This window comes from Motilibacter rhizosphaerae (assembly GCF_004216915.1).
Lineage (GTDB): Bacteria > Actinomycetota > Actinomycetes > Motilibacterales > Motilibacteraceae > Motilibacter > Motilibacter rhizosphaerae.
This window is the reverse complement of the sequence record NZ_SGXD01000001.1, coordinates 80,567-98,318: the sequence shown is the minus strand read 5'-3', so window position 1 is coordinate 98,318 and position 17,752 is coordinate 80,567. Positions and strand designations below refer to the sequence as shown.

Sequence of the window (17,752 nt, the reverse complement as noted above, 5' to 3'; positions counted from 1 at the left end):
GGGTGGGGCTCGTGGCTGCACAGCCGGTGGGGGAGCACCTCCTGGTCAGCAGCCCGGCGTGATGCGGACCTGGACCGCGGCGCTGCTGCTCGCGCTCGCGACGGCGGGGTGTGCGCGGTCCTCGACAGGACTGCCTGCTGTGTCGAGGGACCTGGCACCGACGTCCATCAGCGTGGCCGACGTCTGCGACGGAGCCTGCGCGTACGTCCTGCCGGCAGGGCTTCCCGACGTCACCGCGCTCGCGGACGGCCGCGTGGTCGGCCTGCGCCGCGACGCACGCGGCGTGCCGGTCTTCCCCCTCCAGCTCGTCCAGGGGCAGATCTCCCTGCAGCAGTGGCAGGATCTCCTCGCGCTGGCCGATCGCGCGGGCGTGCCGGACCACGTCGTGGTGCCGACGCTGCCGCCGGGGAGAGCCGTCGCCGACGGCGGGATGACGGTCCTCACCGTGAGGTACGCCGCGGGCCCCGCCCGCCGCGTCTCCGTCCCGCTGCTCAGCCTGCGCGACCTCCCGCTGCGGCCGGCGGCGTCGCGCGACCGGCTCCTCGCCCTCGTCGACGCGCTGGCCGCGGTGCGTCCGGGGGCGGACGCGGCCGCGCTGCCTGCCACTGCGTACGCGCTGCTGGCCGAGCAAAGCGGTGCGGACGGCGCGACGCCCGGACCCGCCCTCGAGGTGCCCGCCTCGGGCTGCCGCCTGCTCTCGCCGCAGGAGGCCGCGGCGCTCCCGGAGGAGGTGCGGGCGGCACGTGCCCCCGTGCCGGTGACTGAAGGCGGTCGCGCCCGGCTCGTCAGCCTGCGCCCGCTGCTCCCGACCGAGCGCAGCTGCGCCGACCTCGGGCAGGGGTGAGGCGGTGGCCGTCCTCGTCGAGGTCGTGACCCTCGTCTCCGCGCCGCCCGACGTGGTCTTCGACCTCGAGCTCGACGTCGACGTGCACTCCGCGTCGCTGTCGGGCAGCGGCGAGACGGCGACCACGAGCACGGGCCGGCGCACGCTCGGCCTGGGCGACGAGGTCACGCTGACCTCCCGGCACGGCGGGCTCTCATGGCGGCTCACCAGCCGGGTCACGGCGTACGACCGACCGGTGCGCTTCGTCGACGAGCAGGTGCGCGGGCCCTTCCGCGCCATGCACCACGAGCACCTCTTCGCCGCACTGCCCGGCGGGCGTACGCGCATGACCGACCGGTTCACGGTGACCGCCCCGGCCGGAGTGCTCGGGGACCTGGTGGCCCGGGTCGTGCTCGCGCCGTACGTCCGGCGGCTGCTGCGGCAGCGGGCCGCGCACATCAGGCGCGTCGCGGAGGGGCGTTAGGGGCGGGGGAGCAGGACGTCCGCGGTCAGCTGGCCGATGCGAGCCAGGACGTGCTGGCCCTTGCTGCACCACCACACCGGCTCACCGCCGCACTCGTGGGCGTCAGCCGGGGGACGGTCGTGCTGCCGGCAGACCGGCCACTGCTCGCGCCACACTTCCAGAACGGTCTCGGAGAGGCAGTCCGCCACCTGGACGAGGAGCTGGGTCTCCGTCGTGTGGAAGGACACCGCCCTCCCGCCCGACCAGGATGCTCCGTCCCCCAGTCCGACGAAGAACAGCAGCTCCCCGGTGTTGTCGACCGGGACGGGCTGCAGCCGCCCGTCCGGCCGCAGGGTCTTCCGCAGGTCACGCTCGACCCGGGCGAAGGCACGTTCGAGGGGGAGGAGCGCCTCCGCGCCGAGCAGCGCTCGCACCGCCGGGTACGCCGCGGCCTGGTCGCGGGTCGACCACTCGCGGTCGTGGGCCAGCTCGATCCGGCGCCGGCCCTGCGTACCCGCAGAGGGGACCGGCAGCCCCAGCTCCTCGGCTGCGACCAGGAACAGGCTCCTCGTGCCGTCGTCGTCACGGAGGGGGAGGCCGGCGACCTCGCGCAGTGCGGGCGAGTCGAGGCCCTCCGCGAGGGCCTCCGCGGCCGTCAGCGCCAGGTCGTGCTGCCCTGTCGGGTGCAGCACGAGCGCCAGCAGCGTCGAGCGGATCCGGTCCACGGGCCCGACGCTAGCGCTCAGGCCGCGTGCAGCAGCCGGGCGCGGAGCCGCTGGAGCGGCGGCATGAGGCCGAAGACGACGACCGGCACGCTCACCATGGTGAGGACCAGCGTCCGCAGGACGGGAGGGAGGCCGGTCAGCACGTCGTGCAGCGCGAGCTGCAGGGCGACGAGGGTGGGGAAGACGGCGACCCAGATCATCAGGGCCATCTGGTACTTGGGGGCGGGTGACATGGCGTGCTCCTCGTGGGGTTGTCGAGTCTGATCAGTGGTGGTCGGTGGACTCCGTCCAGGGCTGCTCGGTGGACTCCGTCCACTGCTGCTGCGCGAACTCCCACATCGCCGCGAGCGTCGCGGCCGGGCTCTCGACCTGCGGGAGGTGGCCGGTCCGCTCGAGCGGCTGGTAGCGGGCGGTGGGGATGGCGGCGGCGTAGGCCCGGCCGTACTCCGGCCCGGCGATGCCGTCGCTCTGCCCCCACAGCACGAGGGTGGGGACGCTGACCCCTGCGAGCCGCGCCGCGAGCGTCGGGTCCGTCATCGTCGCGCCGCCGTACACCGCGATCGCCTGCCGGTTCGCGCCCATCAGCGCCTTCTGCCGCTCGCCCAGCGTCGCGGGGTCGAGCCGGAAGCGGTCCGGGTCGTCGTACGAGAGGTCGGTCAGCTGGTCGAGGCTCAGCGCGAAGAAGTCCGCGACCGGGTGCGCGGGGTCGTCGAAGCCCACGCCGTTGACGATGACCACGCCGCTCACGCGCGGGCTGCCGAGCGCGGCGATCTCCGCCGCGACCCACCCGCCGATGGAGTTGCCGACGACGGTGACGCCCTCGAGGTCGAGCTCGTCGAGCAGGGCGAGGTAGAGCGCCGCGAGGGCGCGGACGTCGGCGACCTGCGCGGGGCGGGGCGTCCCGCCGAACCCGGGGTGCGTCGGCACGAGCACCCGGGCCGGCTGCTCCGCGGCGAGCAGCTGGGCGAACGGCAGCACCGAGGCGGGGCCCGCGCCGCCGTGGAGCAGGAGGAAGGGCCGGCCGCTGCCGGTCTGCTCGACCGTCAGCTCGGCCGTCTGCCCGGTCGTCTGCCCGGTGTCGGGGAGGGGGAGGGAGTGCGTCGTCGTCGTCATGTCAGGAACCTTAGATCAGGTTCCTGAGATAAGCAAGCGTAGGTACGCTGCCGGCATGAGCCGTTCCGTCGAGGAGGTCGCGCTGTCGGTCAAGCGCCTCCAGCACCGCCACCACCGCGCGCTGACCGCCGCCCTCGCCGACCTCGGCGTCTCGCTCGTGCAGTGGGACGTCCTGCGCCACCTGCACGCGCACCCCGACGCCTCCCTCCACGACCTCGCGCTGCTGACGTTCCAGACCGACCAGTCCTTCGGCACGCTGGCGGGGCGGATGGTCGACCGCGGGCTCATCGAGCGCGTACCCGGCCCCGGGCGGGCCGTCCGCCACCGGATCACCGAGGCGGGCGAGGCCGTCCGGGCGCAGGGGGCGGAGCGGGTCGCCTCGGTCGCCGGCAGGTCCTTCGCCGGCCTGGACGCACGCGAGCTCGACCAGCTCGGAGCCCTGCTCGACCGCGCTCTCGAGAGCCCGGCGCTGTAACACCGATTTCACACCGGAGGACGCTCCCCGACACGAGACGGCGGCACGGTTTCAATACCGTATTGAAACCGCGACGAGGAGCACCGATGACGACCAGCGCCGTCCCCGAGAGCCGCACGACCGACCCTGCCTCCTCCGACGTCGCGGCCGTCGTCGCCGAGCTCTACAGCCGCAAGATCCGGTACGCGATGGTGAGCTTCGTCGACGTGCACGGGAAGTCGAAGTCCAAGGTCGTCCCCGTCGGCCACCTCGCCGACGCGGTCGGCGGCAGCGAGCTGTTCACCGGCGCGGCCCTCGACGGCGTGCCGCAGGAGGTCAGCGACGAGGAGGTCGCGGCGGTGCCGGACCTCAGCCGCTGGTTCGTGCTGCCGAGCCGCCCTGACGTGGCGTGGTTCCCGAGCACCCTGCACTACAAGGGCGGCGTCTTCGACGCGTGCAGCCGCGGCATCCTGCAGCGCGCGACGGCCGCCGCGGCTGAGCTGGGCTACACGTTCAACCTGGGCGTCGAGACCGAGTTCTACCTGCTGCGCCGCAAGGACGACGGCACGCTGGCTCCGCTCGCCGACGCCGACGACCTGGCGAAGCCGTGCTACGACAGCCGCAGCCTGCTCCGCACCTTCGGCATCGTCGACGAGCTCGTGACGGCCATGGACGAGGCGGGCTTCGGTGTCTACTCGTTCGACCACGAGGACGGCAACGGCCAGTTCGAGACCGACTTCGGCTACGCCGACGCGGTCACGACCGCCGACCGGCTGACCTACTTCCGCCTCATGCTCAGCGAGATGGCGCACCAGCACGGGGCGATCGCGACCTTCATGCCGAAGCCCTTCGCGGACCAGACCGGCAGCGCCGGGCACATGAACATGTCGCTGGCCGATGCCGCTGGCAGCAACCTGTTCGCCACCGACGACGACCCGCGCGGGCTCGGGCTCAGCGAGCTGGGCTACCAGTTCATCGCCGGTGTCCTCAAGCACGCCCCGGCGATCTGCGCCGTCGTGGCACCGACGGTCAACAGCTACAAGCGGCTGATCCGCCGGTCCAACAACTCCGGCTTCACCTGGGCGCCGATCTTCGGCTGCTACGGCGGCAACAACCGGACCAACATGCTGCGCATCCCGCTCGCCGGTGGCCGCGTGGAGTGCCGTGCCGCCGACTCCGCCAACAACCCGTACCTCGCGGCAGCGCTCATGCTCGCCGCCGGGCTCGAGGGGATCCGCGCCGCCGCCGACCCCGGTGCGCCGAACGTGGAGAACATGTACCTCCTCGGCGAGGACGAGCTGGCAGCACGCGGGATCTCGCACCTGCCGACGAGCTTGGGCGACGCGCTCGACGCGTTCGAGGCGGACCCGCTGACGCGCGAGGTCTTCGGCGCCGACATGCACGCGGCGTTCCTCGAGGTGAAGCGCGCGGAGGTCGACGCGTACAACGCCCACGTCTCGCAGTGGGAGACCGAGCGCTACCTCGAGTTCTTCTGACGGGCTAGGGGGTCGGCTCCTCGCCGGCCCCCTCCAGCTCGATCTCCATCGCCTCGTCGCGCACACCGCCGAGCCGAGACGGGTCCGCCAGCAGGGCGGACAGCGTCGTGCCGGCGCTGGAGTGCGCTACCGCCACGGGGTCGGCGAGCTCCGGCACCGGCGCGGGCAGTCCCAACGGACCGCCTGCACCGCTCCTGTAGCGGTGCAGCTTCTGCAGCCCCTCGTTCATGCCCAGGGCCACCACCCCCGCCATCGAAGGGTCCCCCTGATGGAACTCCTCCGTGCGCATCCCCGCGGTCACCAGCTCGACGATGCCGTCGTAGAGCGCGCGGTAGTCCGACCAGAACTCCGCGAACTCGTCCGGCCGCGCGTACGCGACGCGCTCGACCTCGGCGTAGTCCAGCGGCGCCAGCTCGCAGATGTGCTTGGTGTCCTCGAACAGCAACCGGTAGAGCCGCGCGGGCACGCTCGCCGGCGACTTCCCCAGCCCGACCACCACCTGCGCCGAGAAGCGGTTCACCGAGGCCGTCGCGTGGAGAAGGGCCTCCTTGTCCCGGAACCAGTAGTAGACCGACGGCTGGCGCAGCCCCGCGGCCTCGGCGATGCCCTTCATCGTCGTGGCGGCGTAGCCCTGCTCCGCGAACAGCCGGGCCGCGACGCGGATGATCTCGTCGCGGGGGCTCTCCGAGCGGGAGCCGTCCGCGCGCCGGCGGCCGCCCGTGCCACCGGCCGCTCCGCGTCCCGCCACTCGGCCTCCCCCTCACGGTCCCGCCCGACCCGCTCCGGCTCACCAGCATGACATCCGCCCGGCTGCGTCTGGACTGGCGCCCCGAGGGCACGGACGTCGTCGCCGACGTCGAGCTCTCCTACACCACACACGGCACGCTCGCGGCGGACGGCGCGAACTGCATCGTGCTGCCGACCTACTACACCGGCACCGCCGACAGCTACCTGCCGTGGATCGGGCCCGGCCTGCCGTTCGACCCCGAGCACTGGTACGTCGTGGTGCCCGACATGGTGGGCAACGGCCGGTCCTCCGTGCGCCACGCCGACGGGCGGTCGTGGGACCCGCGGACGGACCCGGTGGTCCGCGTCAGCGACGACGTCGCCCTGCAGCGCCGGCTGCTCGAGCACCTCGGCGTCACCCGCGTCGCCCTCGTCGCCGGCTGGTCGATGGGGGGCCTGCAGGCGTGGGGCTGGGCGACGGCGTACCCCGAGCTCGTCGACGCGATCCTGCCCGTGTGCGCGAGCGCGCGGTGCTGGCCGCTCAACGAGATGTTCCTCGAGGGCCTCGCCCCGCTGCTCGAGCGGGCGCTCGAGGTGCCGGCGGAGGAGGAGCACTGGCTGCGGGTGTTCGGCCGGGCGTACGCCGGGTGGGCGTACTCGCTGGCGTACTTCCGCGACGGGCTGTGGCGCGCTGACGGGTACGCCTCGCTGGAGGACCTGCGCCGCGACTGGGCCGACGACCACGCGACGTGGAGCGCGGCGGACCTGCTCACCATGCTGCGCACCTGGCGCAGCGCGGACCTCGTCGGCCCGGAGAAGTCGTGGCAGCAGGCCTTGACGGCAGTACGCGCGAGGGCCGTCGTCATGCCGTCGACCACCGACGCGTACTTCACCGTCGCCGAGAACGCGCTCGAGACGGCCTGCCTCGCCCGGGGTGAGCTGCGCCCGATCGACTCGCCGTACGGCCACATCGCCGGCCGTCCGGGCCACCTGCCCGAGGTGACGGCGGCGGTCGCGGCGGCCGCCCGCGAGCTGCTGGCGCCGCATCGGTAACCCCGAGTTCACATCCGGCGCGGTCGCTCGAAACGCCGTACCGGCAGAGTTTCTAACCAGGATAGATATCCTCCCAGAAGGAACAGACCATGACGGCTGTAGACGCCACACCACAGGGCGGGCAGGGAACGCACCACTCCCACGCCCCGCACGTCCCGGGGCTGCACCTCGGGAGCTACCGGCAGGAGCTGCACCGCGGCGTCGGCACGTTCGCGTCCTTCGCCGCCGGCTTCTCGTTCGTCTCGATCCTCACGACCGTCGACCAGTTCTTCTTCATCGGCTTCGGGTTCGGCGGCGCGGCGTTCTTCTGGACGTGGCCGGTGGTGTTCATCGGCCAGCTGCTCGTGGCGTACAACTTCGCCACGCTGGCCGCGCGCTACCCGATCTCCGGCGCGATCTACCAGTGGTCGAGCCGGCTCGCCGGACCGACCTTCGGGTGGTTCACCGGCTGGGTGATGATCGTGGCGCAGATCCTCACGACCGCCGCAGCAGCCATCGCGCTGCAGGCGATCCTCCCGCAGATCTGGACGGGGTTCCAGATCGTCGGGGGCTCGGGCGCCGACAGCTCGCCGACGTCCTCGTCCGGTGCGGGCAACGCCGTCCTGCTCGGCATCGTCCTGCTCGCGATCACCACGACCGTGAACGCGCTCAGCGTGCAGCTGATGTCGCGCATCAACACTGCCGGCGTGGTCCTCGAGCTCGTCGGTGTCGCCGTCGTGCTCGTCATGCTCTTCACCCACCTCAAGCGCGGGCTCGGCACCGTCGTCCACACCACGGGCACCACGACGCCGGCGCACGCGAACCACGTCTGGGCGTGGGCGGCCTCCGGGCTCATGGCGGCGTACGTCATGGTGGGCTTCGACTCCGCCGGCGAGCTCTCCGAGGAGACGCACGCGCCGCGGCGCACGACCCCGCGCACCATCGTCCGCTCGCTCACCGTGTCCGGCGTGCTCGGCATGCTCCTGCTGCTCGGCGGCATCCTCGCCGCGCCCAGCCTCACCGACGGCACGCTGTCGAGCATCGGCCTCCCCGCGGTGCTAGACGCGGTCTTCGGCTCGGTGGGCGGCAAGATCATCCTCGCCGACGTCGCGGTGGCGGTCTTCGCCTGCACGCTGGCGATCCAGACGGCCGGCAGCCGCATGGTCTACTCCATGGCCCGCGAGCGGTCCCTGCCGTTCTCCGGCGCGCTGTCGACGGTCTCGTCGAAGAACGGCGCGCCCGTCGTGTCGACCCTCGTGGTCGGCGTCGGTGCGGCGATCGTCCTGCTCGTCAACGTCAAGCAGAGCGCCATCTTCACGGCCCTCGCGAGCCTCTGCATCGGGATGCTCTACCTGGCGTACCTCGGCGTCACGGTCCCGCTGCTGCTCGAGCGCATCCGGCACCGCCGCGACGGCGTCGTGCTCGACGGCGTCGACGAGCACGGTGCGCCGCTGTTCGGCCTGGGCCGCTGGGGGATCCCGCTCAACGTGCTCGCGGTCGTCTTCCAGGTCGCCATGGCGGTCAACCTGCTGTGGCCGCGGGCCGCGGTCTACGACCTCACCGGGCACACCTGGTGGCTGCGCTGGAGCGCGCTGCTCTTCGTCGGGCTGACGCTCGTCGCGGGCGTCGCGATCCACAAGCGCAACGAGCAGCGCGAGGGCGCGAAGCGCGAGATGCCCTTCCTGCCGCAGAGCGCCTCCGAGGTCCTCGACCTGGCCTAGGACCCCTGCACCTATGACCCCCGCGCGGCCGCGGAGCGGCGCTCAGCCCGAGCAGGCGATGTTGCTCGGGCCGAGCGCCGCTCCCGTGTCGTTGCAGGCGACCGTGGTCGGCGTGTCCGTGGGGTAGACCCCCACGACGTAGCCCGGCACGCCGGAGACCGTGTTGGCGCGGAAGGTGTTGCCGGTCCCCCAGCCCGCGTAGACGACGTGCACCTGGAACGCGTCGGTGCACGAGTCACCCGAGGCGCACGCGCCCTTGCCGGTGTTGCCGGTGACCGTCCACCCGTTGCCCTTGACGTCCACCCACGAGTCGGCGGAGTTCTGCCCGCTGTAGCCCGCGTGGACGAAGGTGTTGCCGGAGATGACGCCGGCGGTCGTGCCCTCCTTGACGTCGATGCCCTCGGCAGCGGTGTCGCTGATCGTGTTGCCGATGATGCGGACGCGGTCCGTGCGGTCGGGGCCCTTGCCGCCGTTCTCGCCGAAGGTGGTGGCGCCGTCCTTCTTCTTCCAGTTCTTGTTGGCGGACCCGACGTAGATGCCCTCGCCGAACTGCGGCTTGGCGCGCCCCGTGCGGGACACCGTCGAGCGCTGCACCAGCCCGTCGGACGAGCTGCTGCGGAAGTGGATGCCCTCGTCGCCGATGTCGTGGACGTCGACCGAGTCGATCACCGAGCCGACCGAGCCGTCCAGCACGATGCCCTTCGCCCAGTGCTGCACCGTGAGCCCGACGACCTTCCAGTGGTCGCCGGTGATGTGCAGGCCGTACTTCCCGCCGTAGCTCGTGCCCGCGAGCACGGCCGTGCGGGAGCCCTGCAGGGTGATGGGCCTCGCGCCGGTGCCGTTCGCCGCAGCGGTGAACCCGCGCCCGTCGGTGTAGGTGCCCGGCGCCAGCACGATCCGGTCCCCGGCGCGGGCGCCCGCGAGGGCGGCGGTCAGCTGCGCGGAAGTGCGGACGCTGACGGTCCGCCCCGCACTGGCGGCGTCCGCGGACGGCGCAGCGGCGGCGAGCAGGGACGCGAGCGTCGTCGCGGTGAGCGTGGGCAGGGCGAGCGAGGGCAGCAGGCGGGGCATGCGCGGTCCGTCCGGGTTCTGTCGAGCACTGGTGGTCGAGCGCTCGTCGTCGAGCACGGGGAGGCGTCGTCGCCCTCGGCATGCTAACCGCCGCTCGCGGTCTCCGCGGGCGGCGAGCGGGTGAACGCCGGTCGCTCAGACCGAGAACAGCGCCCCGTCGGCGTCGACGAGCAGGGCGGAGTAGCCGGTCAGGCGGGCGATCCAGCCGAGCGCGTCCCGGCCGAGCACGTACGCCGCGGTGGCGTAGACGTCGGCCCACAGCAGCGACGGACCGCAGACCGTCGCGGAGCGCAGCAGCGGCGCGGCGGCCGACCCGGTCCGCGGGTCGACGATGTGCGCCCCGCGGGCCGCGGCGCCGGACGTGGCGAGCGCGCCGCCGGTCCGCGGCAGGACGCGGAGGACGCGGCGGCGGTCGGCGGGGTCCTCGATGCCGACGTTCCAGGGCTGCCCGGACGGCGCGGCGAGCACGACGTCCCCACCGGCGTTGAGCAGCCAGTCCGCGCCGTCGAGGGCGCGCAGCTCGTCGGCGGCGCGCTCGGCGGCCCAGCCCTTGACCAGGCCGGAGGGGTCGAAGCCGGTCGGCAGGTGCGGGTCGAAGCTCCCGCCCGTCCGCGCCTGCGCCTCCGCGCAGAGCGCGAGGACCTCGGCGAGCTCGGCGGACGGCGCGGCCACCTCACCGCGCGCGTACCGGGAGACCTCGCTGCCGGGCTTCCAGGTGCTGAAGCGCTCGTCGACGGCACGCAGCACGGCGTACGCGGCGCTGACGGCCCGCTCGACCCGGGTGCTCGACGGGTCCTCCGCGCGGATGCTGATGCTGATCGGCATGCCCATGACCTGCTCGACCCAGGAGCGCTGCCGCGGCTGGAGGAGGGTGTCCACCGCTCAGCCCAGGTGCGCGGCGTCGATGGCGGACTGCAGCGTCGAGATGTAGCCGTCGCTGGTGACGGTGGCGCCGCCGACCGCGTCGATCTTCGCGCTCTGCGCCTTCAGCGCCTCCTGCTGGAGGACCGGTAGCGCGTAGGAGTTGATCTCCTGGTCGCGCGGGTTCTCGCTCGGGTAGACGACGGCCTCGACGGCGGTGATCCTCCCGGCCTTGACGGTGATCCTCACCTGGACCGGGCCCCAGCGGGTGTCGACGGAGGAGCCGGTGTAGCTGGTGGTCGTCGTGGTGGTGGACGCGCTGGCGGAGCTGCTGCTCGTGCTCGTGCTCGTGCTGGGCTGCGGGGCGACGGTGCCGGTGTCGCTGCCCGTCTGCGAGCTGCTCGTCGTGTCCGTGCCGGGCGAGGCCGCGGCGACCGCGCTGCTGCCGCCGCCGATGACGCCGGCGGTGCTGGTGCGGTAGGAGAAGAGCAGCACCAGCGCGGCGACCGTGCTGACCGCCCATGCGGTGATCCGTCGCATCGCCTAGTGCTCCTTCTCTGCGTGGCTGTCGGTGCGGCTGTGGTGGGTGTCGTGGGTGTGCTCGTCGTCGGCGCGCTCGTTCACCACGAGAAGCGCTCCTGGTGGACGCGGCTCACGGGGGTGCCGGCGCGCTCGGCCGCAGCCGCGGCGGCGTCGGCCCACGCGGTGGGCCCGCAGACGAAGACGTCGGCGGCGGCGACGTGCGGGGCGAGGCGGCGCAGCGCGGACGGGTCCCAGCCGCGGGGGAGCCACGACCCGTCGCCGGCGCGCGGGCCGAGCAGGTAGTGCACCGTGGCCTTGCGCTGCATCGCGAGCGTCTCGAGCTCGCGGCGGAAGAGCACCTCGTCCTCGTCGCGGGCGCGGACCAGCAGGGTGGCGGGCACCTCGGGGGGCAGCTCCTCGAGCAGGGCGCGCAGCGGGGTGATCCCCACCCCGGCGCCGAGCAGGACGACCGGGCGCCGGTGGTCGTCGCGGACGCCGAGGGTCAGCCGGCCGTACGGGCCCTCGAACAGCACCCTGGTGCCGGGCCGGAGGTGCCGTGCCCGCGCGCTGCCGTCGCCGGCGTCGGCGATGGTGACGCGGAGCAGCGAGGGGTGCGGCGACGCCGAGAGGCTGTACGGGTTGGCCCGGGTCCAGCCCTCCCCGTCGAGGAAGCGCAGCACGAGGAACTGCCCCGCCTCCACGGCCAGCTTGTCGAGCCGGCGGCCCTTGAGGTGGACAGAGACCACGCGCGGGCCCTCGGGGACGACGCGCACGACCTCGAGCCGGTGGCGCCAGGAGAGTCCGAGCGGCAGGGCCACGCGGAAGACGAGGGTGGCTACGGCAGCAGCGCCCCACAGCGTCCACCAGTAGCTGCGGGCCAGCGGGGAGCTGATGAAGTCCGTGCCCGTCCAGACCTGGTGGGGGAGGGCGAGGCCGACGCCGAGGTAGGCGTAGAGGTGCAGCAGGTGCCACGACTCGTAGCGCAGCCGGCGGCGCGCTGCCCGGACCGAGGTGACGACGACCATGACCAGGCAGGCCGTCGCGGCGACCGCGAGCAGCATGCCGGGGTAGTCCCAGACGAGGTCCCACGTCTCGGCGACGAGGCCCTTGGGGCTGGTCGCGTCGTAGCCGAGGGTGATGACGACGACGTGCGCGGCCATCGTCCAGAACGAGGTGAACCCCAGGACCCGGTGCCAGCGCGCCAGCGTGTCCTGGCCCCAGCGCCGCTCCGCCCAGGGGATGCGCGCCATGAGCAGGCACTGGACGAGCAGCAGGTCGGACGCGAGCAGCCCGAGCAGCCGGCCGCTGGAGGTGAGCAGCGTGCCCGTGCTGCCGGTGAGGTCCTGCACGCCGCGGTCGTGCAGCCACAGGGCGACGACGACCACGAGGCTGGCGACCGTCATCGTGCCGACCGCGTCGCCGTGCCAGGCGCGGCGCGTCGGCCGGGGCGGCCGCGGCGCCCGGCGCGCTCGCGCCGGCGGCGGCGCCGGGGGAGTGGTGGCGGTCAACGTCATGCTCCGAGGATCGGGAGTGGTGCTGGCGCGAGCCTGTGCCGGGGCTGTGGCGTTCCTGTGAGGGTGGCCGCGGCTCGCTCGCTGTGGTCAACGCCGCTGGTGGCGCAGGTCGTCGCCGTCACGGGAGGGGTGGTCAGGTGCTGGTCAGGTACGCGGCTGGGCCCGCGCCGCCGGTCACGACCCCCGGCGCCACCACCGTCGTCGCGCGGGCGCGACGAGCACGCCGTCGCGGAGGAGTCCCACGACCTGCCGGACGGACATCGAGGCGTACGCCGCGGCCGCGAGCGCGTCGTCCCGGCCGCGCATCCTCAGCGTGCCGTGGGCGACCGGCACGACCCACTGGCCGGACCGGTGGACGGGCTCGACCGCTGGCGGGAGGTCCCGGACGGTGCCGGTGGCAGCGAGCCAGGCCGCGCCCACGGCGGCCACGAGCCAGGTCTCCGCGGCGAGGCGGCTGTCCGCGGAACCGGTGTACCCGTGCGGCGAGACGAGCGAGAGCCAGCTGCCCACGACGCTGACCCGCCACTCCTCCTCACCGAGCACGGCACGGCAGTACCCCTCGCCGTGCGGGTCGAGCGCGGCGCCGAAGCCCTCGAGCGCGGCTACCGCCTCGGGGGTGAGCAGGCGGTCGGACGAGGTACGGGCCCGCTCGCGCCACTCGGCCTCCTCCCTCGCGCGCAGCACGTCGTCCCACTGCTGGCGCAGGGCCCAGCGGTCCGCGAGTGCGCCGCGCTCGACGGCGGCGAGCAGCCAGTCGGGGTCGGCGGTCGACCAGTAGTCGAAGAACAGCCGCGGTCCTCCGCCGAGGTCCGCCACCGTGCGCACCTCGGGCCGCCACGTACGGACCCGGCGGTCGCGCGAGCACCAGACCGCGAAGGGCTCGCCGCCCCAGCAGCAGATCCAGGTCGACCCGCCCTGCACGTCCACGTCGGGCTGCACGGACGCGAGCAGTTCCTCCACCGTCCACGCCGGGTCGACCTCGGTCCAGTGCTCGTGCGAGCGCACGTCGTCGCCCGCGTGCACGCTGCTCCGGTCGACCTCCACCAGCACGGACGCCCTCCTCCTCGTCAGCGGTGAGCATGCCCGGGCGCAGGGCGACGTCACCTCGGTGCTCACCACAGGCCCGTGGTGGTGCCGGGGTTCCGGTCGCTCGCGTGGGTGGCGGGTACGGGTGGTCCGCCGTCGGGTGGTCGCCAGCGGAACCGTCCTGGTCGGTCGGGGTCGGGTTCGAGTTGCCAGCCGCCTTGGTGGAGCAAGTGGTGGTGGCGGCTGCAGAGCAGGCACATGTTGCTGAGGTCGGTGGCGCCTCCTTGTGACCAGTGCTGCACGTGGTGGGCTTGGACTCTGCGGTTGCGGCAGCCGGGGGCGATGCAGCCGCCGTCGCGTACCCAGAGGGCTTTCAGTTGGGCTCGGGTGGCGAGGCGGGTCTCCCGGCCGAGGGCGAGCGGCACGCCGGGCGCGGAGCGGACCTCGGGGTCCTGCTCAGGCTTGGTGGCGTGCGGGCTGAGCGTGGCGGTGAGCAGGACGCTCACGTCAGCGGTGCAGGTGAGGTAGCGGAGCTCGGCGGCGGTGAACGCCGTCCCGAGGATGGCGCTGATCCCCGTGTGCCCGTCGCCGGGGTCGAGCTCGTCGCGCAGGGTGGGGAGGTCGACGACGAGGGTGGTGTCGAGGCGCAGGCTGGTGACGCCGGGCTGGGAGCCGAGGTGGGTCTGGACGATCTCGACGAGCGCATCCGCTTGGCGCTGGGCGGCGGTGCGGGGGTCGACGGTCTGCCCGGGCTCGGGGTTGGGTCGGGATCCGGCGCGGATCGCCTTCTGGACCAGCATGCCGTGCGCGCGGTCGAGCCGTCCGGTGATGAGGACGGTGCCGTCCATGCCGGTGGAGAGCAGCAGGTAGCGGCTGTCGTGGATCCGCTGCGCCTTCTCCTCCCGCGACTCGTCCGCGCCGACGGCCTCCTCGATGCGGGCGACCCCGGTACGCACGTCCGCGGGTGCGGCGGCCTTCGCGAGCGGCAGCAGGGTGTCTTCGGCTTCGAGCATGACGTGCGGGCCGAGCAACGTGTGCCCGGCGGCGAGCTCGTCGACGTGCCGGACGCTCACCTCACCAGCCGCCAGCGCGGCAGCGGTCCGCGGTAGGTCGCGCAGCGCCCGGGCGGCGGTGACCGCGCGCCGGGCGTCGAGGGCGTCCATCCGCGCGTGGTGCCGCAGCCAGGCCTGCGCGGTCACCTGGTTGTCGGCCACGAACTCGCCGCCGGCGTCGAACTCGGCCAGCTCGGCCAGGAACTCCGCCTGCAGGCGGGCGATCGCCGCGTGCTTCTCGAGCAGCGCGAGGCCGCGCGACGACCCCGACCGGGGGTCGCGCGACGGGCTGCTGCTCGAGCTCATGCGAACACCGTACGACCCACCACTGACAGAGTCGGGTCAGCAGAAACCGCTGCCGCACAGCCACTCCTCGGCCACGCGCCGTCACCCCAGTTGATCGGGTAACCCGATCAACTAGCACCGGCCAAGCCCAAGATCTGCATGATCACGGGGAGGTGAGGGTGGGCCGGCTGCACGAACTGACCGCCGCCAGCACGAGATACCACCCCCTCGGCCGCCACCTGGTGCTGGCGGCTACCACTCCGTGCTGCTCCGACCCACCTCAGTTCCCGCCGCGCCCCGCACGCCGGACCAGGCCGCGCGCCGCGTCGTACAGGACCGGCGGGACGACCGCGCGCGCCACCTCCCCGGCCCGCTCGCGCCCGGTGAGCGCCGGCTTCGGTGCGAAGTAGGTCGTGAAGCGCTCCGCCGCGGCCTCGTCGTCGCGCCCGTTGGTGTAGTAGTAGGCCGTCAGCGAGCGCCGGCCACGCCCGTCGGGCGGCGTGATGCCGACCGGGTGCCCGTGCAGGCTCCTCGGCGTGTGGGCGAACAGCAGCGTCCTGCCGAACACCGGCACCACGTCCGCGGCGCAACGCCCGGTGTCGGCGTCCCACAGCTCGAGGACGCCGCCCCACTCGCGCTGCCAGCCGTGGTTCAGGTACGTGATCAGCGTCAGCCGGTTGTCGAGCTGGGTGACCGGGTGCTTCGCGAAGTCCAGGTGCACGTCGAACTTGCCGCCGGGGCGGCTCTCGTGCATCCCCCCGCCCCTGAGCAGCGGGTCCGCCACGAGCCCCGTGATGCCGGTCAGCTCGCTGAGGAAGGCGATGAAGCGGGGGGACGACACGAGGTCGAAGTAGAGCTGCGTCGCCGGGCCGAACTGGGCCTGAGGGCGTGAGCGTCGAGTCGTCTCGCGCTCGTTGCGGAACTCCATCCAGCCCCCGTCCTGCAGCGCGTCGAACTCGGGGAGGGTCTGGTCGAGGAAGACCGGCGAGAACAGGTCGTCCAGCACGATGTGCGGGTAGGGCGCGGCCGTCGCGAACTGCTCCCGCTGGCTGGCCGCGCGAGCGACGAGGTCGGGGTTGAGCAGGTCGGCGAGCGGGATGTCGGTGCCGTTCAGGACGACGGCAGCCTCCGTGCTGGACTGGGCGGCCGCGACGTCCATCCCCTACCTCTCCACTCCTCGGCGCGCATGCTCAGCGCCGGATCCGTTGCTCCTGCGACGATACGGCAATGGTCCAGTGCCGCATCCCCATGCGGCCGATCGCGTGAGGCGTACCGTCTCGTACGGCGCCAAACCCTTCCGCATCAGTGCGAACGGCGTCTTCCCGCTCATTCACGCCGCTGCGCGGCCCCCACCAACATGATCGGGCAGCCTGATCAACTGCACGGCCGCGCGCACGGCCAAGAGCGCCCGCTCAGCGCACCCGACCACTGCCGGGGCTCCGCATCAGCGACGACTCGTCGACGGCCTCGAAAGCACTTGCTGGCAGAGCCTTCAGCTCGTCGAGCATGCCCGACGGCCAACGAGCGTCAGCAATTCCCCCGACGTACCAAGGTGATCCGTTGTCCGCGAGGATGAGCCCATACGTCTTCATCGCCTGCAGCACCGCCCGCGTGTCCGGTCGCAGACCCGTCAAGGGATAGCCCACCTTCAAGCGGAACCGCGCCCCCATCGGCGGGAACCGCGGGTCGGACACGCTGCCGGCGTCGTGGCGCGCCGGCCAGACGTGCGCGCGGTCGGTGACGTCCGTGGTGAAGCGGACGGCGTGGTCGACGTGGCCGGCACGTACCTCGTCGTAGCGCAAGAGTCCCGGCAGGATCGGCAGTCCTGCCGCATCGGCCGAGGTCCAGCCGTCCGGACGCAGCGCGTCGCTGCGCAGGTCCCACATGGCGCCCGACCCCGCGCTCCAGCGTCCGTGCACGAGCCGCGTGTCCCACGTCTCGTAGAGCCGGCAGGTCGCTGCGTCCACCACGACGGCGTGCCGGTCACCTGGCGCCGCCGCACCGCCCTCGATCTGCGTGTCGCGCCCCAGCGGGTACGCGACGCGGTCGCTCTCCGCGGCGTACCGGAACGACACCGTCACCTTCGCGTGCCGGCCGGAGACGACGCTGACGGGGATGCCGTACGGGACGGGCTGCGCGCCGTACGACGGCCCGAAGTCGGGGTGCAGGTGCCGCTGCGGCGACATCCGCGCCAGCCACTGCGCACTGCGGGCGGCGACGGGGAGGTGGCTGACGTCGGCGTGCCACACGTCGTCGCGCGGCAGGACGGGGCAGGTCGTGCCGGGCAGCGGACGGGGCCCGCCCCGGCGTACGGCGTCAGCGCCGCGAGCAGGGCGGGCAGGGCGAGGAGGCGGTGCGCCGGCACAGCCCAGTGTCGGCCGGCGATGCCGCGGACTGGAGGGTCAGCGCTCCCAGGTCGTGAGCCGGGCGAGCAGTGGCAACGACCTGGCGAGGAGTTCCTGCTCCTCGGTCGACAGCTCGTCGCGGACGGCCTGCGCGAGCCAGTCGCGGCGGCGCTCCCGCTCGTCGTCGAGGGCCGCGCGACCCGCGTCGCTGAGGTGCAGCGGGGACTTGCGCGCGTCGCCGGGGTCCGTACGCCGCTCGACGAGCCCCTCGTCGACGAGGGTGCCGACGGTGCGGGCCATCGACTGCGGGCGTACGCGCTGGCGGGCGGCGAGCTCGCTCGTCGTCAGCGGGCCCTCCCGGTCGAGCAGGCCGAGGACCTGGGTGAGGGCGCTCGGCCGCGGGTCGTCGCTCCGGACGCGGCGCACCAGGCGGCCGACCTGGAGGCGGAGCTCGGCGGCGACGTCAGCGGCCCGGTCCTGGGACACGGACGAAGACTAGCAGCAGGACTGCGCAGCAAGGCTT

At 73.4% G+C, this 17,752-nt stretch carries 19 protein-coding genes; 6 read left to right on the top strand and 13 right to left on the bottom strand.

All coding sequences use genetic code 11. The features are described from left to right. Positions 1–58: 58 nt before the first annotated feature. Together EV189_RS00500 and EV189_RS00495 are read left to right on the top strand one after the other, a co-directional pair. A complete protein-coding gene (locus EV189_RS00500; RefSeq protein WP_165400052.1) occupies positions 59–844 on the top strand; it encodes a hypothetical protein in 786 nt (261 codons plus the stop codon). Positions 845–848: 4 nt separating this feature from the next. Then, on the top strand, positions 849–1,307 hold the full coding sequence (locus EV189_RS00495; protein WP_130491005.1) for an SRPBCC family protein: 459 nt from the start codon (positions 849–851) through the stop codon (positions 1,305–1,307). Here EV189_RS00495 and EV189_RS00490 read toward each other — a convergent pair. Genes EV189_RS00490 through EV189_RS00480 form a run of 3 tightly spaced genes read right to left on the bottom strand, consistent with a single transcriptional unit; the run spans position 1,304 to position 3,124 of the window. Continuing rightward, positions 1,304–2,011 (bottom strand): hypothetical protein, encoded by a 708-nt coding sequence (locus tag EV189_RS00490; RefSeq protein WP_130491004.1) that lies wholly within the window; start codon positions 2,009–2,011, stop codon positions 1,304–1,306. The two genes, EV189_RS00495 and EV189_RS00490, sit on opposite strands and share 4 nt — an antisense overlap. Before the next feature lie 17 nt (positions 2,012–2,028). Further along, on the bottom strand, positions 2,029–2,244 hold the full coding sequence (locus tag EV189_RS00485) for a hypothetical protein (RefSeq protein ID WP_130491003.1): 216 nt from the start codon (positions 2,242–2,244) through the stop codon (positions 2,029–2,031). A gap of 31 nt (positions 2,245–2,275) precedes the next feature. Further along, a complete protein-coding gene (locus tag EV189_RS00480; protein WP_130491002.1) occupies positions 2,276–3,124 on the bottom strand; it encodes an alpha/beta fold hydrolase in 849 nt (282 codons plus the stop codon). Positions 3,125–3,179: 55 nt separating this feature from the next. On the opposite strand from EV189_RS00480, the gene EV189_RS00475 reads away from it, so the two are divergent. Together EV189_RS00475 and glnT are read left to right on the top strand one after the other, a co-directional pair. After that, entirely contained in the window at positions 3,180–3,599 is a 420-nt protein-coding gene (locus EV189_RS00475) for a MarR family winged helix-turn-helix transcriptional regulator (protein ID WP_130491001.1), read from the top strand. 86 nt (positions 3,600–3,685) lie between these two features. Further along, positions 3,686–5,074, top strand: a complete 1,389-nt coding sequence (gene glnT / locus EV189_RS00470) for a type III glutamate--ammonia ligase (protein WP_130491000.1) — start codon at positions 3,686–3,688, stop codon at positions 5,072–5,074. Between the two features lie 4 nt (positions 5,075–5,078). Here glnT and EV189_RS00465 read toward each other — a convergent pair whose 3' ends face one another. Continuing rightward, the gene (locus EV189_RS00465) at positions 5,079–5,822 is read right to left on the bottom strand and encodes a TetR/AcrR family transcriptional regulator (protein ID WP_130490999.1); all 744 of its coding nucleotides are present in this window, start codon (positions 5,820–5,822) and stop codon (positions 5,079–5,081) included. Positions 5,823–5,869: 47 nt separating this feature from the next. Between EV189_RS00465 and EV189_RS00460 the strand changes: the two genes are divergently transcribed. Both EV189_RS00460 and EV189_RS00455 read left to right on the top strand, forming a co-directional pair. After that, on the top strand, positions 5,870–6,853 hold the full coding sequence (locus tag EV189_RS00460; RefSeq protein WP_130490998.1) for an alpha/beta fold hydrolase: 984 nt from the start codon (positions 5,870–5,872) through the stop codon (positions 6,851–6,853). A gap of 89 nt (positions 6,854–6,942) precedes the next feature. Beyond that, positions 6,943–8,553, top strand: a complete 1,611-nt coding sequence (locus EV189_RS00455) for an amino acid permease (protein ID WP_130490997.1) — start codon at positions 6,943–6,945, stop codon at positions 8,551–8,553. A gap of 42 nt (positions 8,554–8,595) precedes the next feature. Here the strand turns inward: EV189_RS00455 and EV189_RS00450 are convergent, their stop codons facing one another. The 9 genes from EV189_RS00450 to EV189_RS00410 all read right to left on the bottom strand — a co-directional run bounded on the left by EV189_RS00450 (position 8,596) and on the right by EV189_RS00410 (position 17,715). Then, positions 8,596–9,624 carry a right-handed parallel beta-helix repeat-containing protein gene (locus EV189_RS00450; protein WP_130490996.1) on the bottom strand — a complete coding sequence of 343 codons (1,029 nt, stop codon included), beginning with the start codon at positions 9,622–9,624 and terminating at the stop codon, positions 8,596–8,598. Between the two features lie 135 nt (positions 9,625–9,759). Continuing rightward, entirely contained in the window at positions 9,760–10,503 is a 744-nt protein-coding gene (locus EV189_RS00445; protein ID WP_231115939.1) for an FAD:protein FMN transferase, read from the bottom strand. A 3-nt stretch (positions 10,504–10,506) separates the two neighbouring features. Continuing rightward, positions 10,507–11,025 carry an FMN-binding protein gene (locus EV189_RS00440; RefSeq protein ID WP_130490995.1) on the bottom strand — a complete coding sequence of 173 codons (519 nt, stop codon included), beginning with the start codon at positions 11,023–11,025 and terminating at the stop codon, positions 10,507–10,509. Between the two features lie 80 nt (positions 11,026–11,105). Further along, positions 11,106–12,521 (bottom strand): ferredoxin reductase family protein, encoded by a 1,416-nt coding sequence (locus EV189_RS00435; protein WP_130490994.1) that lies wholly within the window; start codon positions 12,519–12,521, stop codon positions 11,106–11,108. 174 nt (positions 12,522–12,695) lie between these two features. After that, positions 12,696–13,571, bottom strand: coding sequence for a hypothetical protein (locus EV189_RS00430; RefSeq protein WP_130490993.1), 876 nt, complete (start codon positions 13,569–13,571; stop codon positions 12,696–12,698). A gap of 62 nt (positions 13,572–13,633) precedes the next feature. Further along, entirely contained in the window at positions 13,634–14,905 is a 1,272-nt protein-coding gene (locus tag EV189_RS00425) for an HNH endonuclease signature motif containing protein (protein ID WP_130490992.1), read from the bottom strand. A gap of 259 nt (positions 14,906–15,164) precedes the next feature. After that, on the bottom strand, positions 15,165–16,043 hold the full coding sequence (locus EV189_RS00420; protein WP_130490991.1) for a 2OG-Fe(II) oxygenase: 879 nt from the start codon (positions 16,041–16,043) through the stop codon (positions 15,165–15,167). A 253-nt stretch (positions 16,044–16,296) separates the two neighbouring features. Next, on the bottom strand, positions 16,297–17,133 hold the full coding sequence (locus EV189_RS00415) for a hypothetical protein (RefSeq protein WP_130490990.1): 837 nt from the start codon (positions 17,131–17,133) through the stop codon (positions 16,297–16,299). A 153-nt stretch (positions 17,134–17,286) separates the two neighbouring features. Further along, positions 17,287–17,715 carry a MarR family winged helix-turn-helix transcriptional regulator gene (locus EV189_RS00410; RefSeq protein WP_130490989.1) on the bottom strand — a complete coding sequence of 143 codons (429 nt, stop codon included), beginning with the start codon at positions 17,713–17,715 and terminating at the stop codon, positions 17,287–17,289. Positions 17,716–17,752 lie beyond the last annotated feature (37 nt).